Annotated in this window: 16 protein-coding genes and 1 pseudogene; 10 read left to right on the plus strand and 7 right to left on the minus strand. The window is 61.3% G+C overall.

Annotated elements, in window-relative coordinates; all coding sequences use genetic code 11:
• The first annotated feature begins 4 nt into the window (after positions 1-4).
• The 5 genes from F4036_02130 (at position 5) to F4036_02150 (ending at position 6,095) form a co-directional block, all read left to right on the plus strand.
• Entirely contained in the window at positions 5-1,870 is a 1,866-nt protein-coding gene (locus tag F4036_02130; GenBank protein ID MYK36541.1) for a hypothetical protein, read from the plus strand.
• 14 nt (positions 1,871-1,884) lie between these two features.
• Positions 1,885-2,301 carry a hypothetical protein gene (locus F4036_02135; GenBank protein ID MYK36542.1) on the plus strand — a complete coding sequence of 139 codons (417 nt, stop codon included), beginning with the start codon at positions 1,885-1,887 and terminating at the stop codon, positions 2,299-2,301.
• 152 nt (positions 2,302-2,453) lie between these two features.
• Positions 2,454-3,809, plus strand: a complete 1,356-nt coding sequence (locus tag F4036_02140) for a Rieske 2Fe-2S domain-containing protein (protein MYK36543.1) — start codon at positions 2,454-2,456, stop codon at positions 3,807-3,809.
• Positions 3,806-4,300, plus strand: coding sequence for an aromatic-ring-hydroxylating dioxygenase subunit beta (locus tag F4036_02145; protein ID MYK36544.1), 495 nt, complete (start codon positions 3,806-3,808; stop codon positions 4,298-4,300). The genes F4036_02140 and F4036_02145 overlap by 4 nt, the downstream gene beginning before the upstream one ends.
• 31 nt (positions 4,301-4,331) lie before the next feature.
• Positions 4,332-6,095: a hypothetical protein gene (locus tag F4036_02150; GenBank protein MYK36545.1), complete on the plus strand. Its 1,764-nt coding sequence runs from the start codon at positions 4,332-4,334 to the stop codon at positions 6,093-6,095.
• Here the strand turns inward: F4036_02150 and F4036_02155 are convergent.
• From F4036_02155 to F4036_02165, 3 genes are read right to left on the minus strand one after another with little or no spacing between them, the layout of a single operon-like run.
• Positions 6,085-6,792, minus strand: a complete 708-nt coding sequence (locus F4036_02155) for a hypothetical protein (GenBank protein MYK36546.1) — start codon at positions 6,790-6,792, stop codon at positions 6,085-6,087. The genes F4036_02150 and F4036_02155 overlap by 11 nt on opposite strands.
• Positions 6,793-6,838: 46 nt before the next feature.
• Positions 6,839-8,056 (minus strand): radical SAM protein, encoded by a 1,218-nt coding sequence (locus tag F4036_02160; protein ID MYK36547.1) that lies wholly within the window; start codon positions 8,054-8,056, stop codon positions 6,839-6,841.
• A gap of 33 nt (positions 8,057-8,089) precedes the next feature.
• Positions 8,090-8,323 carry a hypothetical protein gene (locus tag F4036_02165; GenBank protein ID MYK36548.1) on the minus strand — a complete coding sequence of 78 codons (234 nt, stop codon included), beginning with the start codon at positions 8,321-8,323 and terminating at the stop codon, positions 8,090-8,092.
• A gap of 216 nt (positions 8,324-8,539) precedes the next feature.
• On the opposite strand from F4036_02165, the gene F4036_02170 reads away from it, so the two are divergent.
• The 3 genes from F4036_02170 to F4036_02180 all read left to right on the plus strand — a co-directional run bounded on the left by F4036_02170 (position 8,540) and on the right by F4036_02180 (position 11,704).
• The gene (locus tag F4036_02170) at positions 8,540-10,738 is read left to right on the plus strand and encodes a TonB-dependent receptor (protein MYK36549.1); all 2,199 of its coding nucleotides are present in this window, start codon (positions 8,540-8,542) and stop codon (positions 10,736-10,738) included.
• A gap of 288 nt (positions 10,739-11,026) precedes the next feature.
• A complete protein-coding gene (locus F4036_02175) occupies positions 11,027-11,269 on the plus strand; it encodes a plasmid stabilization protein (GenBank protein MYK36550.1) in 243 nt (80 codons plus the stop codon).
• A gap of 9 nt (positions 11,270-11,278) precedes the next feature.
• A complete protein-coding gene (locus tag F4036_02180) occupies positions 11,279-11,704 on the plus strand; it encodes a type II toxin-antitoxin system VapC family toxin (protein ID MYK36551.1) in 426 nt (141 codons plus the stop codon).
• Positions 11,705-11,922: 218 nt separating this feature from the next.
• Here F4036_02180 and F4036_02185 read toward each other — a convergent pair whose 3' ends face one another.
• Together F4036_02185 and F4036_02190 are read right to left on the minus strand one after the other, a co-directional pair.
• Positions 11,923-12,195 (minus strand): type II toxin-antitoxin system YafQ family toxin, encoded by a 273-nt coding sequence (locus F4036_02185; protein ID MYK36552.1) that lies wholly within the window; start codon positions 12,193-12,195, stop codon positions 11,923-11,925.
• Complete coding sequence (locus tag F4036_02190) at positions 12,192-12,392, minus strand: hypothetical protein (GenBank protein MYK36553.1); 201 nt, start codon at positions 12,390-12,392, stop codon at positions 12,192-12,194. The genes F4036_02185 and F4036_02190 overlap by 4 nt, the downstream gene beginning before the upstream one ends.
• A 48-nt stretch (positions 12,393-12,440) precedes the next feature.
• On the opposite strand from F4036_02190, the pseudogene F4036_02195 reads away from it, so the two are divergent.
• Positions 12,441-12,622: pseudogene (locus F4036_02195) on the plus strand (hypothetical protein).
• Between the two features lie 217 nt (positions 12,623-12,839).
• Here F4036_02195 and F4036_02200 read toward each other — a convergent pair.
• Positions 12,840-14,186 (minus strand): sodium-dependent transporter, encoded by a 1,347-nt coding sequence (locus F4036_02200; protein MYK36554.1) that lies wholly within the window; start codon positions 14,184-14,186, stop codon positions 12,840-12,842.
• Positions 14,187-14,272: 86 nt separating this feature from the next.
• Entirely contained in the window at positions 14,273-16,702 is a 2,430-nt protein-coding gene (locus F4036_02205; GenBank protein MYK36555.1) for a TonB-dependent receptor plug domain-containing protein, read from the minus strand.
• A 155-nt stretch (positions 16,703-16,857) separates the two neighbouring features.
• On the opposite strand from F4036_02205, the gene F4036_02210 reads away from it, so the two are divergent.
• Complete coding sequence (locus tag F4036_02210; protein MYK36556.1) at positions 16,858-18,219, plus strand: amidohydrolase family protein; 1,362 nt, start codon at positions 16,858-16,860, stop codon at positions 18,217-18,219.
• The last annotated feature ends 1 nt before the right edge of the window (position 18,220 follow it).

Here is an 18,220-nt window from a genome sequence, read left to right on the forward strand (position 1 = left end):
GAAAATGCCTCGACGAGCAGCGGGGAGGCCTCGCCAGGCACCCCGGCGGCCGACATACAGTACCCGATTATTCGCCGCCGCGCTCCTCAGGAACAGGAATCAGGACATGGGACCCCACGAATCCGGCACGCGCTCCCGGGACCGCCTCCATCCGGACGCGAAGATCCCGTTTCCGCTCAGTGTGGGTCTCGCGTTGCAGATCGCCTGCCTGGTTCTGCCCGGCGCGGTGATGATTCCGACGGTCGTGTTCCGCGCCGCGGGCCAGTCTGAGGAAGCGCTGCTGTGGGCTGTGTTCGCTTCGGTCGCGATATCCGGCGTTACTGCGATAGTCCAGGCCAGGCGGATCGGACGGTTCGGTGCGGGGTACATCCTCGCGATCGGAACATCCGGGGCCGCCATTGCCGTCAGCATTGCCGCCCTCGCTGCCGGCGGCCCCGCGTTGCTCGCGACCCTGGTCGTTGTCCTCGCCCTGGTCCAGTTCACTTTCTCCGCACGCCTCTCACTGTTCCGGCGCATCCTCACACCAACCGTAACGGGGACAGTCCTGATGCTAACGCCCGTTACGGTCATGCCGATCATGTTCGAGCAGCTGAACAATGTGCCGAGCGGCACGCCAGCGCTGGGTGCCCCGCTCAGTGCGTTGACGACCCTGGTCGTCATTGTCGGCGTCACACTCACGGCAAAGGGCCGGGCAAGGTTGTGGGCACCGATCATCGGAATTGTCGGCGGCTCGGTCGTCGCAGCGGCGTTCGGTCTGTATGATTTTGACCGTGTTTCTCTGGCTCCCTGGATCGGCACTCCAACTCCCGCATGGGCGGCTCTGGACCTGAGTTTCACTCCCGATTTCTGGGCCCTGCTTCCTGCATTCGTGTTTGTCGCGCTGGTCTGCACGATGCAAACCATCGGTGGCGCCGTTGCGATCCAGCGCGTGTCCTGGCCCGAGAGTCGCGCTGTTGATTTTCGTGCGGTGCAGGGCGCCGTGGCTGCCGACGGGGTGGGCAACCTGCTGTCGGGCCTGGCGGGCACGATGCCGCTTGGGTTCCGGCCAACAGGGGCGTCCATGGTCGAGATTACCGGGGTCAGCTCTCGGCGCATCGGCCTTGCCCTTGGGGCGACACTACTCGTTCTGGCATTCGTTCCCAAGGCTCTTGCCGTGATTCTTGCCCTGCCGGGTCCTGTCATCACGGCCTTTATCACTGTCACCATGGCGACAATCTTCATTATCGGCATGAGGGTGATCATTCAGGATGGAATCGATTTTCGCAAAAGCCTGATTGCCGGCGTCTCGTTCTGGATCGGCGTGGGCTTTCAGAGCGATGCAATACCTCTCGAGCAGGTCTCGGAGTTTGCGGCTGCTCTTTTGAAAAACGGGATGCTGACCGGCGGCATGGTAGCGGTTGTCATGACCGCGTTCCTTGAGCTGACGAAGCCGCCACGCCGCCGGATAGAAGTGGAACTCGATCCCTCCGTCCTTCGCGAAATCCGGGAGTTTATCGGTGCATTCGCATCGCGAAGAGGTTGGGATACACGGATGAGAGACCGCCTCGATGCTGTCTGCGAAGAAACATTGCTGACCCTCCAGCAACAGGACGAGCCTGGTGCAAACATTGGGCGGCAGCTGCTCCTAACGGCGCGCATTGAAGATGGCGGAGCCGTGCTGGAGTTCGTTGCCTCGAAAGGGGAACAGAACATACAGGACCGGATAGCGCTGCTGGGCGAGGCCAACGCGGCGGCAATGATCGAACAGGACGTCTCGCTACGGCTGTTGCGCCACCTCGCCTCCTCGGTCCGGCATCAGCAGTACCACGACACGGACATCGTGACCGTCCGCGTGGAGCCGCCCGGAGGGCGTCTTACCCGCGGAATGTAGAGGCCGCTCTCCAGGTGATGCGAGTGGCACAAATTTGCCCCGCAACGACGTGTGCTGGACGGTCGATTGACAGAACGGAACGAGTTCGCCTATTGTCGGCGCGACAGGTCATCCATAGCGGGGGAATACTCATGCACGTCGTCGCTTTCGTCACTCACAAGCCGGGGCTGGTACAGGAAGGCAGCGATATTCAGCGCGCTTACACCGACTATCTGCGTAATCATCCTGAGCACCCCGGAATTGCCGTTCTCCACGCCGGACCGACTATGGCTGACGACGCGGAGACCATCGTGGGCTTGCTATTGGTTGTCGAGGCGCCCTCATTGGAGGCGGCGCGCGCGTTTCTGGCTGACAGCCCCTATGGCAAGGCGGATGTCTTCGCAGAAACCCGGGTCCAGCCCTGGAACTGGAAAACGGGCTGCCCGGGATAGTGACCCGTCCCCACTGACGGGGCCATTTAATCGCTAGTGGCCTGACCCGGAAAAACAGGCTAAATTCACTGTGCCAGAGGCGGTTGCAACTCCGTCGCCTCCGGAAATCCTTATCCGGTTGTGAATCGGCATTCCGGGACACGTGCAAACTCATGGACATCCAGGACCTGATCATCGACGACCGGGACCACGGAATATTTCGGGTCCATCGGTCGTGCATGACGTCCGTCGATCTGTTCCGGCGGGAATGGGAACTGATCTTCAACCGGTGCTGGATCTACCTGGGCCACGAATCGGAAGTGGAGAACCCCGGAGACTACCGCCGGCGCACAGTGGCCGGCAGGCCGCTGTTTTTCATCCGAAGCAAAGACGGCCGTGTGCGTGTATTCCTCAATTCCTGCCCGCACCGGGGTGCAATGGTCTGCCGCCGCAACGCCGGGAATGCCAAAACTCTGCAATGCTTCTATCACGCCTGGACTTTCAGCACCAGCGGCGAGCTGATCGGCGTTCCCGGACGGGAAGCCTACGGCCCCCGCTTCAAGCGTAGCGAACACGGGCTGAAGGAGCCGCCCCGGGTCGAAAGCTACCGGGGCTTTTACTTTGTGAGCTTCAATCCGAAAGTCGAAGACCTCGTTACCTATCTGGCGGGGGCGAGAGACTACCTCGACCTCGTCGTGGACCAGGCCGACGAAGGAATGCGGGTGATTTCCGGTTCCAACAAGTACGCGATAAATGCCAACTGGAAGCTGCTGGCCGAGAACAGCCTTGACGGATACCACCTGATCCCGACGCACCGGACTTACGTGGATTACATGTCCGGCTTCGGAACGGACGACAGCGGCGACACGCTGGCCACCCGCCCACCCGGCGCGGGGCTGGCTCTGGGCAATGGCCACTGCGTGTCGGAGAACATATCCCGGAACGGCCGCCCCATCGCCCGCTGGCATCCGGTATTCGGCGAGGAGGCCAAGCCGCGGATAGCGCGGGTCCGCCGCCGCCTGGTGCAGAAGTACGGAGAAGAGCGCGCCTACCGGATGGCCGACACCTCTCGAAATCTGCTCATCTATCCGAACCTGTTGATTATGGATTTCGTGGCCATCAGCATCCGGTATATCGAACCTCTGGCTCCGGACAGAATGGAGGTGACAGCCTGGCATCTTGTGCCCAGGGAGGAGTCAGGCGACACGCTGGCCACCCGGCTCGACAGCTACCTGACCTTCCTTGGACCCGGTGGCTTTGCCACACCGGATGACGTGGAAGTCCTGGAATCGTGTCAGACCGGTTTCCGGGCCTCGGGGACCGAGTGGTCCGACATCTCAAGAGGCATGCTCAAACCCAACCCGGGAACGGCGGATGAGCTCCAGATGCGGGGATTCTGGCGGCAGTGGCACGCCAATATGCAGGGCCTGAGTCAAGCCAACGTGCAGGACGGGCAGTCTGCAGAATCGCAAGCCGCCGAGGGTTCGGAAGATACCGATCGCGGCCATGACCGGACCAACGGACGATGACGGCCAACAGCAGTTCCGCGTTGCGAGGTAGCGTAGAGGAATTCCTATTTCGGGAAGCGGCGCTTCTGGACGAGTGGAGGCTGGAGGAGTGGGTAGATCTGTTTACGGACGACGCCCGCTACGTGGTTCCCTCCACGGATCTGCCGGAAGGGGACCCAACGCGCGACCTGGTGTTCATCGACGACGACATCGTCCGTCTGCGCGCCCGCGCGGCGCGGCTGAACAGCCGCTATTCCCACCGCGAGAATCCGCGGTCCCGAACCCGCCGGTTTGTTTCAAACGTGCGCGTAGAAGAAACCGGCGACGGACAGCTCTCGGTTTTCGCGAACGTTCTGGTTTACCGTTTCCGCAGCGGCGAAGGAGCGCCCTATGTCGGCACCATCGAGTACATCCTGCGGAGAGACGGCAGCGATTTGAGAATCGCGTACCGACGCGCCGTGCTGGATCTGGAAGATCTCTCCTGGCACGGCGCGGTCAGCATCATATTTTGAATGGCAGGTGATCCGGGCTTCCGGGATTTCAATGACTGAATCGAGCATCGACAAAGGGCTGCGCTTTGAAGCGGACGACCGGCCCTCCCTGCCCCTCACTATCGGCCTGGGATTGCAGAATACGGCGCTGACGCTGGCCGGCGTCGTTCTCACTCCCACAATCCTCATCACAACCGCCGGCGCGAGCGACGCCTATCTCAACTGGGCCCTGTTCGCCGCGCTGGTGGTCAGCGGCATGGCCACGTTCATTCAGGCCGTGCGATTTGGCCGTATCGGCGCCGGTTATATCCTGGTGATGGGCAGCACCACGGCTTATCTCGCGGTGGGCATCAGCGCCGTCCGCAGCGGAGGCCCCGAGCTGATGGCCACGCTGATTGTCGTGGCGGCCTTCACACAGTTCATTCTCGGCTCGAGGATGGCCATGTTGCGGCGAGTCTTTACGCCCACGGTTGCCGGCACGGTGCTCATGCTGATACCCGTGAGCATCGCGCCGATCATTTACGGCAAGCTGATCAATGTGCCCGTGTCCGCCGCCCCCGCTGCCGCGCCGGTAACGGCGCTGGTGACGCTTGCCGCTTCCGTTCTCCTGGCGCTCAGATTGTCCGGCATCTGGCGGCTCTGGGCTCCCGCGATCGGCCTTGTATCCGGGAGCCTGGCGGGCGCGTGGTTCGGAATCTACGACACCGCGCGCGTTGCGGCCGCGCCCTGGATGGGGCTACCGGATTTCAGTGCCTATCCGGGGCTTGACCTCAGCTTCGACGCCACGTTCTGGGCGCTGCTTCCGGGTTTCATCCTGGTCACGCTGGTCGGCGCCCTGGATACATTAGGCGACGCGATCGCCATCCAGCGCGTGTCATGGCGAAAGCCGCGCGCGACCGACTTCCGCTCGATCCAGGGCGCAATCTATGCCGATGGGATCGGCAACCTCCTGTCCGGATTGGGCGGGACGGTACCGAACACCACTTACGGCAATTGCATCGCCGTTGTGGAGATCACCGGAGTGGCCGCGCGCCGTGTCGGCGTTTGCGTCGGCGCGGTTTTTGCCGTCCTGGCTTTCCTGCCGAAAATCGTCGCCGTGGTGGTCGCAATACCGGGACCGGTCGTGGGGGCTTACCTCGCAGTAATCATGGCGCTCATTTTCGTTCTTGGACTGCGAATCGTGATTGCCGATGGATTCGATTACCGCAAGCGCCTGATCGTCGGATTCGCCGTCGTGGTGGGCGTGTTGTTCCAGTTCGACCTGGTCTATCCGGCTCTTCAGGAAGGAGCGTGGGGTGAGATTCTCGGTCAGGGCATGACGGTCGGAGGCATCACCGTCATTCTTCTTTCGGGGTTCGTGGATCTCACCCGGTCGAGACCGCGGCGCCTGCGGACCACGCTTTCCGTCGCGGCGGTCCCTGCAATCGATGCGTTTCTGCACGATTTCGCCCAACAAGCGCATCTGGATGAGCGGACCACGTTCCGGCTTCGCGCGGTCGGCGAAGAAGTCCTGCATATCCTGCTGGACGACCGGGCGGAGGAGGCCGAGCGCGATCTGTTGCTGTTTGCCCGGGCGGACGGTTCGGCCACGGATCTCGAATTTGTCGCCGGCGGTTCGGAATTCAACCTGGAAGACCAGCTCGCCATGCTGAGCGAGGGAGGCGCCGATCTCCCCAACGAGTCCGAGGTGCCGCTGCGCCTGCTGCGCCATTACGCCACTTCGGTCCGGCATCAGCAATATCACGGAACGGACATCGCCACCATCCGCATCGAACCGGAAGGAGCCCCCAAGGGCGAAACGCGGGCTAGTTCCTGACGAAATGGCCGAGGTAATGGCGGCTCTCGGCCCGATTGACGCCTGCGCGCACGCAAGCATCGTGAACCAGCCGCTCGGTGCAGCAAACATACGCGACATTCGCCGACTGGAGCATCCGCAAACAGGGACCCTGCCGTGCGTTCCGGATATACGCGTCGGCCACTTCGCCGGGATGGAGGCGTTCCGCCGACGCCACGGACACCGCCATTTCTTCGATGGACACAGGCACCAGGTAGACATACCGGTCCGCAGGGCCCCTGTTCACAACGATCCGGTTCCGGCTTTTCCATCTCGAGGACACGTCGAGTCCGTCCCACGAGTCCAGGTGCAGGCCCAACCGCATTCCCGACACCCGATCTACCGTAATCGAAGGACGATTCGCGTCGTCGATGGACGGGTCGAGCGCGGTGACCAGCGACAGGCTGAAAAACGGCGAGAAATCCAGCGCTCGCTCGGATTCCAGGTCGCAGGGGAAGATTGCAACAAAGTCCAGTTCGTCGTCGATTGACAACTCGTCGAGAGAAGCGGTGTATTTCTCGACCTCGAATTCGTCCAGCCGTCGAAAATCGACCGGCAATCTTGCGTCAGGCCTATAGTCGACGGTGTCCGGGTAATGCTCCTGCGCGCAGACCAGCGTTTCGCTGAACGAAACCAGGTCGTGCACATCACCCAGCCTGCGGTCGAGGTAGATTTTCATTGAGGATCTGGGGGCGCCGGCGCGGGCATGCCGCGGCCTCGCCAATTCAGATCAGGTCAGCGCCCAACTTTTCCAGCGGCTCGCCGTGCAGGGCCAGGTGTCTCACGACGTGGGTATAGAACTTGTCCAGTCCTTCGCAATAGACGGTGGGGTTGTCGAATCCATTGCCGCTCCCATACCGGTGAACGGGCTGGCCGCCGCCGCAGACGTCACGCCAACAGCAATCCGAGCATTCAGGTGCAGGCGTCTTCTTGAAATGCTCGAATTCGTGAAACAGAGGATCCTGGATGATTTCCCCGATGCTGGAACCCTTCAGGTCCCGGTAGTCATATCCGTTCCAGTACTTCGTGGATCTCAGCGTATCGTCCGGGCCGACTCCGCCATCGGACGACACGGTAATCAGTAGATGGTCCGGGTCATCTTTCCCGTCGCCGAACAGGAAGTTGCCCTGCCCGTAGATTCGAGCCAGAAAATGATCGATGAACCGAACGCCCACCGACTCCTCGTCGTTCGCCATCCTGTCGAAAACCTCGATCAGAAAATCGCCGAAGGCTTCCGCGTTACCGGAAAAATTGTCGTGATTCAGGTCGGGAAGCAGGAAGTCGAGCTGGCGCACGTTCAGGTCGTGTCGAAAGTGGTCGTAGATTTCCCCGGGATCGAAGTCCTCGCCGATCACGGCCAGGACCGCGGGAGGCTGATTCAGGTGTTCCTGGCACAGGGCCAGGCCGCGAACGGTCGCCTGGTAGGACGACCTGCCGTTGTGATCGAGGCGATGGGCGTCGTTGTGCACCTTTGCCCCGTCCAGGCTGACACCCACCTGAATGCAATGCTTGTTGAAAATCTCTATCCACTCGAGATCAACCAGCATTCCATTGGTCTGGATTGTCATCGACACGTCAACGACTGAATCCAGATTTGACCTGATTTCATGGCAAATTCCGTCGAACCGGGCTTTCGGCATCAGAAGCGGTTCGCCGCCGTGCAGATGAATCGCTATACGTTGAAGCTCGTACTCCTCGGAGAATTCCCTGAGCCTTTGCACCAACAGGGCGACCGTGTCATTCGAGATAAGCGCCGAGTGCCCCTTGTAGCTATCGTCTCCCGCGTTGAAGAAATAGCAATAGTCGCAATTCAGATTGCATCGCTCGGTGATCTTCAAAATGACTTCCAGCGTATTCAGCTCGCGGAAGTTCACGGTTCTTACTTCAGTGGCCACGGGTACACTCGATTCAACTCCCTGAAGCTTCTTCAGCTTCAGGGTCAGGCACCAGTTTCAGGACAGACGAGTTCCTGCTACTCAGGCATCAGGCGCCGGGGGCGCAGAAACGAAATTTCCACCTGCCACCGCATGTGTCCCCGCCGCCACAGCATCGTCCACGGGTGGAGCAGAGACAAAATTGCCGCCTGCCCCCGAATAGCCCGAGATCTTCGATTGCAGATTCGGACCGATCGCCCTGCCCGCTGCGTCCTTCTGGTCCCTGTCGGAGATTCCCAGCTTCTCCCGGAGCTTGCGCACCTTCATGTCTTCCATAGTTCCCCTCGCTTATGTGCCAAAAGTGATTTCATTCTACATCCTCCCTGATCTTCCGCGACTCCAAAAGAACAGCGCTTTTCCGGAGATCGAAGCGCCCGCGATCCGGCCGAATTGACTGCGACACCTGATCTGCTAGGATCGGAAGATCATTTGTTGACATGATCGTCCGCTCGGGTGCAGCGAATGATTTGACATAAGTGGAGGATTATCAACATGCAACATCGATACCTCTTGTGGTGCCTTATGGGCGTCCTGGCGTCAGCCAAGTTTGCAGCGGCACAAGACGTGGCGCTCGAAGAAATCGTCGTTACGTCGCAGAAGCGTGAAGAGTCATTGCAATCGGTGCCTATTCCGGTGTCGGCCCTGGGCATCGAACAGCTGGAAGACCGGCAGATTATCGAAGCTCAGGACCTTGAGCGCTACGTCCCAAGCCTGAAGATGACCTACAACATTACGCAGCCGACAAATCTGTCGGCCTCACTGCGCGGTTCCCTGGTCCAGGATGCATCGCTGGCGGTGGCGGAATCTCCGTTCGGCATTTACGTGGACGACGTATATATCGGCCGATTGAACGGCAACAACGTCCGACTTGCGGATGTGGAACGGATAGAGGTGCTGCGCGGACCTCAGGGCACGCTTTACGGCCGGAACACCCTGGCCGGAGCCATTCGCTTCATCAGCCGTGATCCGGGAGAAGAATCCTGGCTGAGAGCATCCGCCGGTTTCGGGAATTACGATCAATACGAAGCTTCGGCCAGCGCCGGCGGTCCCCTTGGGGATGAGTTCGCCGGCTCCGTCGCTCTCCAGTTCAACGGACACAGCGGATACGGAACGAACCTGGCGACAGATTCAAACATCGGTGAAGACAAGAACTGGGCGGGACGGGTCAAGCTGCGCTACATGGGCGGCGAGAACTTTGATGCCACGGTTAACGTGTCCTATGCCGACAGCAGTAATGACGCGGTCAGAATGGTCGCCGCCACGACGCCCAGTGTGCCGCGGAATCGACAGCATACGTCCGAGGACCTCGTCCCCACCTTTGGTGGTCTCTACGATGTTTCCATACCCGACCAGGACTACAGCGGCGGCGGGCGGACGGAAATCACCAACCAGCCCCGGGGCGATACCGAACAGCTCGTCACGTCTCTCACGATGTCCTACGACTTTGACCGCACGACACTGAAATCCATCACGGGGTACGCCGATACGTCCGATTTCTGGGCCAACGATTTCTCGGGCGCCGGCGCGATTCTCGCTTCTATCGGTACCGACTCCGACCAATTCAGCCAGGAACTGCAGCTGCAAGGCAGCGCTGTTGACGACAGGCTGAACTACACGGTGGGCGCCTTTTACTTTGAGGAAAACTCCACTCAGGACATCGGCTGGTATTTCGCGTCCGTTGGCGGCGCCGTGTCCAGGAGCCATATCGATGTCGGCACGGAGTCCTATGCGGTCTTTGGGCAGGCCGACTATGCCATTACCGACAAGCTCACCGCCACCGGCGGTATCCGCTGGATCAGCGAGGACAAGGAGTGGGATTTCGACTTTCAGCTCCTGTTTATCCCGCTGCCGGGAGAGTTCATCGAGGAAGCCCTGGACTATGATGCGTGGACACCCAAGGTCGGGCTTGATTACGAGTTTGACACCTCGGGTGCGGTCGACAGCCTCATGCTTTACACGTCGGCCGCCAAGGGATTCAAGTCGGGCGGATTCAACGGCATCAATATTTTCAACACGAGTGTCGCTAAATCGAGTTACGGGCCGGAAACCAACTGGACCTACGAAATCGGCGTCAAGACGGAAATGTTCAATAATCGCTTCCGTTTGAATGCCAACTACTTCGTCAACCGGGGCACGGACATAACGCTCAATGCAAACGTTATCGTCGACGGCAATCCGACCTTTCCCGTCCAGAACGCCGGAAATGTCACGATCCAGGGGCTTGAACTGGAGAGCACGGCAATTCTGTTTGAAGGGTTCACCGCTTTCGTCACGGGTACATTTCTGGACGGCAAGTTCCGTGAAATCGATCCGACCACCGCTCCGGCAAACTCGGTGGCGGCCTTTGGCGTGGAAGCGGAACCTCCTCAGACCGCCGACTTCGCGATTGCCGTCGGTTTTGACTATATCCGCGATATCGACCTGGGCGGCAGGGCGGCAGCGATCAAGGTGGGGCTGGACTATTACCACACTGACGAGTACGTCCTCGTGGCTACGCAGGAGTTCCTGATAAGCCCCTATAACCGCATCAATGCCTATGTCGGCCTGGAGTTCAATGAACGATGGGAAGCGCGCTTTGCCATGCAAAACCTCGAGGATGACCGGAGCTTCATCACCGGGTCACGAGGCCTGGGCGGCTCCATCGCCCTGCCGCCGCGCACCTACAAATTCACGGTGAACTACAGCATGTAAGCCGCCGGCCGCGTTCGCCGGTGGTTGACTGAAACCGGCGCTCAGCCGTCCTCTTCAGTCTCGGGCGCCATGTTTGCCTGAGTCCTCGCATCCGTGGGCAACGCAAGGTTGCCCTCTATTCTCGCGACCCGTTCGCGCAGACTCACAAGGCTGCGTTGAAATACTGGTCAAATCATTCAAAAAGGCGCACGCCGCCGTGTTTCCCTTGGCATCCCGTATACTTCCCGCCTTGATTGCATTGCAATCATCGCGTAAATTTGGATTGCCGGACTGTCGGAGAGCATGACCATGGCAAGCATCACGATCCGAAATCTCGACGACAAAGTGAAGACGCAGTTGCGCGTGCGGGCGGCGGGCAACGGCCGTTCCATGGAAGAGGAAGCGCGGCTGATCCTGCGCGAGGCCGTCGGGCGCAAGCCGAGTTCCAAAAACCTTGCGAGTATCGCCCGCTCGTACTTTGGCCCGGACAATGGTGTGGATCTGGAACTGCCGCCGCGCGGTCCGATGCGCGAGCCGCCATCCTTCGATTGAGCGTAACTCGTGTCTGTGCTGTTGGACACCAACGTCGTGTCCGAGTTGATTCGCAAGTCGCCCCACCCTGCCGTCAATGCGTGGGCCGCCGACCATCCCCTTGAAGATCTGTTTTTCTCGGCGGTCGGCGAAGCGGAACTACGCTACGGCGCAGCGATTCTGACCGCCGGCCGGCGCCGGGAAACGCTGATTGCGAAAATTGAACGGATGGTGCGCGACGCCTTCGAGGGCCGTGTGCTGCCGTTCGACAGTGATGCGGCGCGTGATTATGCGGAAATTGCCGCCGCGCGCCGCTCGGCCGGGCGCCCCATCGCGCCGGCGGACTGCCAGATCGCGGCGATCGCCCGCTCTTGCGGCATGACCGTAGCGACGCGCAACGTCCGGGACTTCGAGGGCATCGACATCGGGATCGTGGACCCATGGTCGCCCCCATGACCCGTAGCGCCGACTCGTCCGTTGACTTCCGCAAAGCCGCTGCGAAGCTCGGCCCTGACATCGGCCATATCGCTACGCTGTTGGGCCTGTCCCTGAAAAACCGTGCCCAGCAAAAGAGCGACCGCGGCGGTCGCCGCAGACACCTTTCCAGCGCTGATCCATGCGCTCTTGCTCACTGCACTACCCTGGAGGGAACGGTCATCATGACTGCAACTCCATTAGTTTTGAAAAAGGTCGGCGTGTGTTCCGGTGCGGCGAAGAATCAGAAGGTCTTGGCTAATCTCGTAAATCTGTATCCAGTCTCCAGCCAGATGAAGATCCCAAGCTTCTTTGAAGTTGCCTGACAATTTGTGGGGTCGGGCCTTAGGTGGTAGAGGCTGGCCTCTCGCCAAGGCATCAACGACGGTTTCAAGCCGTTGGACGTCCCAGCCTCGTTTCTTGATTCTTTTGTAGTCTTGGCGAAATCTCTTCGTGTAGGCAATTTCCCTCATCGGTCCTCTTGATCGGCGTCGCTGGCCGTTTCAAGGTGAGAGAAGACCGCGCGCGTGGACCGAAATCGTTTCATTCGCTCCGCAGGTTCCGCCAATGCGTCTATCGTTTCCGCATTCGGGATTCGCGCGTCAAAGGGCAAGCCCTTGCGCATAACGAGTTGTCGCAAGGACATGCGAATAAATTCGGTGGGTTTCACTTTTCGATCCGAGTTGTGTCAGTCTAAATACACAGTTTGCCCCTTTGCGTGCCCGGGGCCGGACTCGAACCGGCACGGGGTTTCCCCCGGGGGATTTTCTTACCCGCTACGGCTTTCGCCGCGGGATGCGCGCCGCGGCGCGCTCCCTTTGGGGTCTGGACTTTCCCTCTGCCGTATCGCTATTGAGCGACGTAGGCCGGAGCCGTCAAGTCTCTACACTTTCCCCGTGAAACCGGGGCTTAGCTCGAGATTGCCACCACCTTGCGTGCTGAGGTTTCCCCGAATTTGACTCCTGGTGCATCGGGCGGTTTCCCGACCGGCGCTCAATATCAAGTCCCCTGCGTATACCCATTTCGCCACCCGGGCACAGGCGGCGAAGTTTAGCAAAGGTGGGCGAGAGCGATGCTCTCACCCTGGGAACGAAGGCGTCTCGCCTTCGTTCCCAGGTCAGCGGAGCAGGCTCCAGAGCACGATCAGGATCAGGAAGGGCGCCAACCACAGGAGGGCGCGCCAGATCCGAAGTAACGGGCCGCTCAGGGTCGTTTCCCCGCGCGCGGAATCGAGCGACCAGAAATAGCCCAGGAACACGGCCAGCAGCAGGGCGTTGACCGGGAGCAAAACGTTTGCCACGAGAAAATCGACGAGCTGGAACAGGCCCATCTCGCTGAACATGCCGCCCAGCGGCTTCACGTCGGCCCATACGTTGAACGAGAGCACGAATACCATGCCGACGGCCCAGGTCAGGAAGCCCATGAGCAGTGTTGCGAGCGGACGCGAGAGGAAAGTGTCCCGCGACAGCCACGCCACCGCCGGTTCGATCATGCCGAATCCGGTCGTGATCGCGGCCAGGCTCAGCATCACGAAGAACAAGGTCCCCAGCAACACGCCGCCCGGCATGCCCGCGAACGCGACCGGCAGGGTCTCGAAGATCAGCCCGGGGCCGCTGTTGGCTTCCAGGCCCACGGCGAAAACGATGGGGAATATCGCCATTCCCGCAAGCAGCGCCACCAGCGAGTCGGCCCCGGCGATGATCGCGCCGGCCCGCGGCAGCGACACGCGCTGCGGCACGTAGGCCCCGTAGGTGATGAGCATCCCCACGCCGATCGCCAGCGAGAACAGCGCCTGACCCAGCGCCATCAGCACGCCGTCCAGCGTAAGCGCGGAGAAGTCGGCGCTGAACAGGAACGCCATTCCCCTTCCGAAGTCGCCCGCAATCGCGGCCCAACCCACCAGCACCAGCAGCAGCGCGAAAAGGCCCGGCATCATCAGCTTGCTGGCCCGCTCCAGACCCTTGCGTACCCCGCCGGCCAGAATCGCCGCCACGATGGCAATAAACAGCCCGTGCCAGAACATCAGACGCCAGGGATCGCTCAACAACTCTCCGAACAACGCCTGTGAGCCTTCGGCGCTGATCCCCCGGAATGCGCCCTGCGCCGCCAGCAGCGTGTAGTTCAGCGACCAGCCGGCGACGATGCTGTAGTAGGTGATGCCCACCAGCGGAACGAGGATCGAAAGCCAGCCGATCAGCACCCAGGCGCCGCTTCGACCTTCTCGCGCGGCCACTTCGCGCATCGTGTGGACGGCATTGCGCCCGCCGCGCCGCCCCAGTGCCAGTTCGCCGATGACCAGCGGCAGGCCGAGCAACAGCACCCAGCCGACGTAAACCAGCACGAACGCGCTGCCGCCGTTGCTGCCGGCGATGTAGGGGAAGCGCCACAGGTTGCCGAGACCGACCGCCGCCCCCACCGCGGCCAGGATAAAGCCCCGCGTGGACGACCAGGTTTCCGTCTTCATGACGAAAAATTACCACTCCCCCTGCGGGAGGGGGAGTGGTATGAGTTTCCCCTCCTCACAAAAAGAGGGTCAAGTCAACGTTACGCCTAGCCGCCGAACACCTGTGTCACGGACAGTCCCACGGTGCGGGGCCGACTGGTGATTTTGCTGGTCGGTTGGCCGTTCGCGGCGTTGATGAAGAGATCCGGCTGCTCGTCCGTCAGGTTCTCGATATACAGCTGCAGGGTCAGCGCCCGCTCGTCGTTACCGAAGCCCAGCCGCGCATTGAACAGATTGAAGGAATCCTGATAGCGATTGGTGCCGGCAGTCGGGCGTAGCTGCGTCCAGGAATCGCCCTTGTGGCTGCCTTCGATGCGGAAGAAGGCGTCCCAGCCGGTGATCGGCGGCTGGAAGTTGTACTGCGCCGCAAAGCTGGCCGTGAGTTCCGGAATCCTGGGAATCGTGTCGCCTGCCAGGCCCGGCGCACGGACGGACTCGGATACCTGGTCCTCGGTCAGTTCGCGCTTGCCCAGATAGGTTAATGCCGCAGTCAGGTCCAGGTTGCCGAAGCGGCCGAGCAGCTCGGTCTCCACTCCGGTCACCTCTGCCTCGCCTGCGTTACCGATGAAGTTGAATGCGCCGGTGGGATCCTGCGCCGCAACCTGAAGGTTCTCCCAGGTCATCCAGAATGCCGCGTTGTTCCACTGGACGGCGCCCCCCAGCCACTGCGACTTCACGCCGATCTCGTAGCTCGTCACCTTGTCTGCCTCGAACAGCGGCGGAACGCCGGCCTGGGCCGACGCCGGGTTGTTGATGATGCCCGGGTTGTTGGTGCCGCCAAGCCGATAGCCTTCGGCGCGGGTTCCGTAAATGGTCAGCTCCTCGTTCGGCTGCCAGCGCAACACCACCTTGGTGGTGATTTCATCGTCGTCGATCTCCAGTTCATCCGTACGGCCATCCGGCGGGTTCGGCGCAAAGGCCGCGAAATTGAACACCGTGTCGCCGATCTCGAACACTTCAACCTTGAACCACCGTATGCCCACGCCCAGTTCCCACTGATCGTTCAACTGGTAGCTGGCATCGGCGAACACCGCCTGCTCGGTGATGTCCTTGTCGGCGAAGCGCGCGAACACGCAGGGATGACAGCCCGGAATGCCCGCTCCCGGCTCGCTGGTGGGCGGAATGGTGAAGGGAGTGCCGGGATCGAAGGTGAGCCCGTCCGAATTGATCACCGGCACGAAGCTCTGGAAGTCACTGTTCCGTTCGCGCCAGAACACGCCCCCCACCCATTGCAGGGCGCTGTCGCCCGCGGAAGTCAGGCGTAATTCGAAGTGGTTCTGATCCAGGCTCTGGCGCTGGTCCGTCAGCGCGTAGATCAGGTCGGCGCGCTCCGTGAAGAAATTGAACTCGGGAGAACTGGCGCCGTCATACAGAAACGTAATGATCCAGGTGGAGTCGAACTTGAACTCGAAGTCCCGCTCGTAACGCGAGGCCGTTGCCGTCAGCGTTGCGAACCCGAGATCCAGATCGCCCGTGAGACTGAAGATGTTCTGCTCATCCGGCTTATATGTCTGGGCATAGTCGCCGACCAAAAACTCGCCGGTATGGAAATGCGTGAATCCGGCCACCCGGTCCATATCACCGTTGTCGCTTACGCCCCGTTCATCGTAGGTGTCGTAGGGGTGATAGCGGTTGTCGCCCGCCAGATAGCGGTCCTGCCACCAGTATTGAGCGTTGAGCGAAAACGTCTCGCTCGGCTGCCATAGGACATTCGCCCGCAGACCGCGCGTATCGATGTAGTTGAAGTCCTTCAGATTCAGGCAGGCCAGTTCCACGCCGGAATCGCGCGGATCCTCGGCCGGATCCACGGGACGGCAGCGGTTGTTCTCCAGCCACCCGGCATCCTCCACGTTGTAGGCCAACAGGCGCATTCCCAGGGTGTCCGAGAGCGGGAGGTTGACCACGCCGTGGCCGCTCCAGTTGTAGTCGTTGGAGTGCGCCGTCTGCCCCAGCTGTCCGCCCAGCGTGGCGCTGAACGCCTCCAGATCGGGCTTGGCCGTGATGAACCGCATCGTGCCGCTCTGTGAATTGGCGCCGAAAGTCGTTCCCTGCGGCCCACGCAAGGCCTCGATGCGCTGCATGTCGAAGAGCTTGAGGTCCGTCGTCTGTGAACCACTGTTGGAACTCGAACTCTGAATTCCCGGAAGCGGAACCTCGTCGTAATAGACGGCCACCTGCTGCTGTCCCGCCGACTGAATTCCGCGAATGACGTAGCGGCGTTGTCCCGGTCCGGCGTCGATGAAGCTCAGTCCCGGCACCTGGTAGGCGAAGTCCTCGAAATCGAGCACCTGCATGTCCCGCAGCGTGTCCTCGGTTATCGCAGTCACCGTGACCGGCACGTCCTGCAGGCGCTCCGCACCCAGCTTTCGTGCCGTAACCACTATCTCTTCAACGGCGCTCAGGTTGTTCTGTGCGAACGCAGGAGCGGCGGCCAACACCAGCGCCGCGGCTCCCAGAAAAGTAAAACGAAGCCTCATGCCGAAGTCCTCCAAAAGCGGTCTTTCGATTCTAGCACGCAGCCAGGAAGGCCGAAATTACTGAAAATCAATGGAGTTTCGATGACTTTCCCCGCTTTGCGGGGGAACCATGGGAAGGCTGATACACTGCCCGAATACTCTTGAGGAGGGCCATCATGACCAGCACCCCACGCCTCCTTCTTGCTGCGTTCGTTCTATCACTTGCCGGGCCTCTATCCGCAGCGGACTACAACCGTGCCGCAGACTACCGGCCTTTCCCCGGCTACACGCTGATCCACGCGGGAACGCTGCTGGCCGTGCCCGGCGAACAGCCCGACGCCAGGCAGACGGTGGTCGTGCGCGATGGCCGGGTGGTCGCCATCGAAGACGGCTGGATCGAGCGGGTGTCCGGCGATGACGAGTCGCCGACCAGGGTTCTCGACCTGCGCGACCGGTTCGTGATGCCCGGCTTCATCGACCTGCACGTGCACCTGCTTTCGCAGTCGGGCGACGAACGCAAAAACCAGTTTGTCGAGCGGTCCGACTCGTACTTCGCTCTGCAGGGCTCGCAGTTCGCGCGCTGGACCCTGGAAGCTGGTTTCACCACCGTGCGCGACCTCGGCGCCCGCGGGCATGCGATCTTCGCGTTGCGGGACGGGGTTCGCGACGGTCTTGTACCCGGTCCGCGCATCCTGGCGTCCGGCCAGGCCATAACACCAAGCGGCGGCCACGGCGATATCCACGGATTTCGCATCGAAATATTGCGTGCCTTGCCGGCGCTGGGAACCTGCGATGGGCCCGACGATTGCCGCAGGGCCGTGCGCCAGATGGTCAAGCGCGGCGCGGACGTCATAAAGGTCACCGCGACCGGCGGCGTATTGAGCGAGACCGCGACCGGTACCGGCCAGCAGTTCACGCAGGAGGAACTCGATGCCATTGCCGAGACGGCGCATGCGCTCGGCCGCAAGGTCACCGCGCATGCGCACGCCAAGGAAGGCATTGAAGCCGCCTTGAGGGCCGGTTTCGATTCCATCGAGCACGCCATGTGGGCCGACGAGGGGACGATGGAACTGTTCCTTGAAATGGACGCGTGGATGGTGCCCACGGTTTATCCCATCACGGCGGTAGGCGACACGCCCGAAAAGATGAGGGCCGGTCCCTTCGGCAACCTGCCACCGCCGATCATGGCCAAGCTACTTGAACTTGGGCGTCAGCCCAAGGACATGGTGGCCCTGGCCCACAGCATGGGCGTGAAGATCGCGCTGGGCACCGATTCGGCCGTCTCTCCGCACGGCGAGAACGCCAACGAGTTCATCGAATACGTCAACGCCGGGATGACGCCGATGCAGGCCCTGATGTCGGGCACGGTCCACGCCGCCGAAGCCACCGGAATCTCCGATCTGACGGGCTCCCTCGAACCCGGTAAGGCCGCCGACCTGGTGGCGCTTGCGGGCAACCCGCTCGACGACATCAGCGCGGTGCTGGACGTGCGCCTGGTGATGCGCGACGGCATCGTATTCAAACACCTGGAGGACTAGA

This window comes from Gammaproteobacteria bacterium, assembly GCA_009845905.1.
Taxonomy (GTDB): Bacteria; Pseudomonadota; Gammaproteobacteria; order Steroidobacterales; family Foliamicaceae; genus Foliamicus.

Bases quoted from the DNA above. Each gene is read 5' to 3' on its own strand.
- F4036_02130 (MYK36541.1), top strand. From the start codon at position 5: ATGCCTCGACGAGCAGCGGGGAGGCCTCGCCAGGCACCCCGGCGGCCG.
- F4036_02200 (MYK36554.1), bottom strand. From the start codon at position 14,186: ATGAAGACGGAAACCTGGTCGTCCACGCGGGGCTTTATCCTGGCCGCG.
- F4036_02165 (MYK36548.1), bottom strand. From the start codon at position 8,323: ATGGAAGACATGAAGGTGCGCAAGCTCCGGGAGAAGCTGGGAATCTCC.
- F4036_02170 (MYK36549.1), top strand. From the start codon at position 8,540: ATGCAACATCGATACCTCTTGTGGTGCCTTATGGGCGTCCTGGCGTCA.
- F4036_02140 (MYK36543.1), top strand. From the start codon at position 2,454: ATGGACATCCAGGACCTGATCATCGACGACCGGGACCACGGAATATTT.
- F4036_02210 (MYK36556.1), top strand. From the start codon at position 16,858: ATGACCAGCACCCCACGCCTCCTTCTTGCTGCGTTCGTTCTATCACTT.
- F4036_02205 (MYK36555.1), bottom strand. From the start codon at position 16,702: ATGAGGCTTCGTTTTACTTTTCTGGGAGCCGCGGCGCTGGTGTTGGCC.
- F4036_02150 (MYK36545.1), top strand. From the start codon at position 4,332: ATGACTGAATCGAGCATCGACAAAGGGCTGCGCTTTGAAGCGGACGAC.
- F4036_02185 (MYK36552.1), bottom strand. From the start codon at position 12,195: ATGAGGGAAATTGCCTACACGAAGAGATTTCGCCAAGACTACAAAAGA.
- F4036_02175 (MYK36550.1), top strand. From the start codon at position 11,027: ATGGCAAGCATCACGATCCGAAATCTCGACGACAAAGTGAAGACGCAG.
- F4036_02145 (MYK36544.1), top strand. From the start codon at position 3,806: ATGACGGCCAACAGCAGTTCCGCGTTGCGAGGTAGCGTAGAGGAATTC.
- F4036_02155 (MYK36546.1), bottom strand. From the start codon at position 6,792: ATGAAAATCTACCTCGACCGCAGGCTGGGTGATGTGCACGACCTGGTT.